This is a genomic window from Streptomyces sp. S3(2020) (assembly GCF_013044505.1).
In the GTDB taxonomy this organism is placed as follows: Bacteria; Actinomycetota; Actinomycetes; order Streptomycetales; family Streptomycetaceae; genus Streptomyces.
Window position 1 is genome coordinate 1 of sequence record NZ_JABERD010000493.1, and the last position, 1,620, is coordinate 1,620.

Consider the following 1,620-nt stretch of genomic DNA (forward strand, 5'->3'; position numbering starts at 1 on the left):
GGCGGGCGCGGCGGGCGGCGGGGGCGGGGCGGGCCGGCCTCGACGTTCGTCCGCGCGCCGGGCGCTGAGGTCGCACCGCCGTGGGTGTCGCCCACCAGGTGCGCCGCGCGGGCGGGCGTGGAGGGGCGGGGGTGCGGCGGCAGGTGTGACGCGGGGGTGCCGCGCCGGTCGGTGGGGGGGGGGGCGCGGTCTTCGGGGTGGGGCGGCTCAGAAGTGCGTGGTGATACCGAAGACCCGGCGGAGTTGTGCCATGTCGTGGCGGTCTCGGGGCGTCGGCTCGTAGCCCTGGTGGAAGTGGACCTGCTGGGCGGCGGAGAGGCAGGGCACCGGGGTGGAGCTGATCGTGCCGGTCACGAAGGCGGAGGCGGGGTACGGGAAGGGGTTCCGCGGGTCGAAGGAGGACTGCGTCGCGGAGCCGTTCGCGGCGAAGACCAGGGGGTGCAGATCGATCTCCCCGCCGTCCGGGGCCGTCACCACGAAGCGGACGGGGCGCCAGTCGAGGCTCTCCACGTAACCGGCCTCGGACAGGGCCGCTGTGACGGCTGGCTCCTGCTCCAGGCGGTGCATCAGGTCGAGGTCGCGATGGTCCCGGGTCTGCTCACCGACCAGCGCGTCCACGCCCCAGCCACCACCGACCCAGACCTCCACACGCGCTCGGCGCAACACGTCGAGCACGAACAACACCTCGTCGGCCGACATCACTTGGAGCATGTTAGGTGCACGGCACACCGGCACGGCTCCGCACCGGGCGCACCCGGCCCCCGCGCCCTACCCTTGGGCCGTGAACGAGATGCCCCGGGACCACCGGCCCGCCAAGTCCATCAGGGTTCTGCTCGCCGAGGACCAGGGGATGATGCGGGGCGCGCTCGCGCTGCTGCTCGGCATGGAGGCGGACATCCAGGTCGTGGCCCAGGTGGGGGCCGGCGACGAGATCGTGGACGCGGCGCTGATCCATCGCCCGGACGTCGCGCTCCTCGACATCGAACTGCCCGGCAAGAGCGGCCTCGACGCCGCCGCCGAGCTCCGGGACGAGGCCCCCGACTGCCGGGTCCTGATCCTCACCACCTTCGGCCGCCCCGGCTACCTCCGCCGGGCCATGGAAGCCGGCGCCGCGGGCTTCCTCGTGAAGGACGGCCCCGTCGAGGAACTGGCCTCCTGCATCCGCCGCGCCCTGACCGGCGAGACGGTCATCGACCCCGCCCTCGCCGCGGCCGCCCTCAGCGCCGGCCCCAACCCCCTCACCTCCCGCGAGTGCGACGTACTGAGCGCCTCGGCGGACGGTGCGACGGTCGCCGACATCGCCGCCGCCCTCCATCTCTCCGAGTCCACCGTCCGCAACTACCTCTCCTCCGCGATCGGCAAGACCGGCACCCGCAACCGGACGGAGGCACTGCGGGAGGCACGCCAGCAAGGGTGGGTGTGACGGGGACGCCCGGTCGAGGACACCCCGAAGCCGGGAAGACCGACAGCGGAAGCGGACTGGCCGGGCCTCGGGCCGCGGTGGGGGCAGCCACGTCAGCGCTGGTCAGGAAGGCTCCGGTGGGAGCACCGTCGGTCCGAGACCTCGTGGTCGCCCCGGATACCGCGACTGGCAGATCCGCCCCATGCCCGACCCCACCC

General features: G+C 74.1%; 2 protein-coding genes. One reads left to right on the forward strand and one right to left on the reverse strand.

Annotation, left to right across the window (positions count from 1 at the left end; all coding sequences use genetic code 11):
* Window positions 1-207: 207 nt before the first annotated feature.
* Entirely contained in the window at window positions 208-699 is a 492-nt protein-coding gene (locus HLK59_RS49870; protein WP_171148308.1) for an amino acid transporter, read from the reverse strand.
* A gap of 91 nt (window positions 700-790) precedes the next feature.
* Here HLK59_RS49870 and HLK59_RS49875 point away from each other — a divergent pair, with 91 nt between their 5' ends.
* The gene (locus HLK59_RS49875; protein WP_171148309.1) at window positions 791-1,423 is read left to right on the forward strand and encodes a response regulator transcription factor; all 633 of its coding nucleotides are present in this window, start codon (window positions 791-793) and stop codon (window positions 1,421-1,423) included.
* Window positions 1,424-1,620 lie beyond the last annotated feature (197 nt).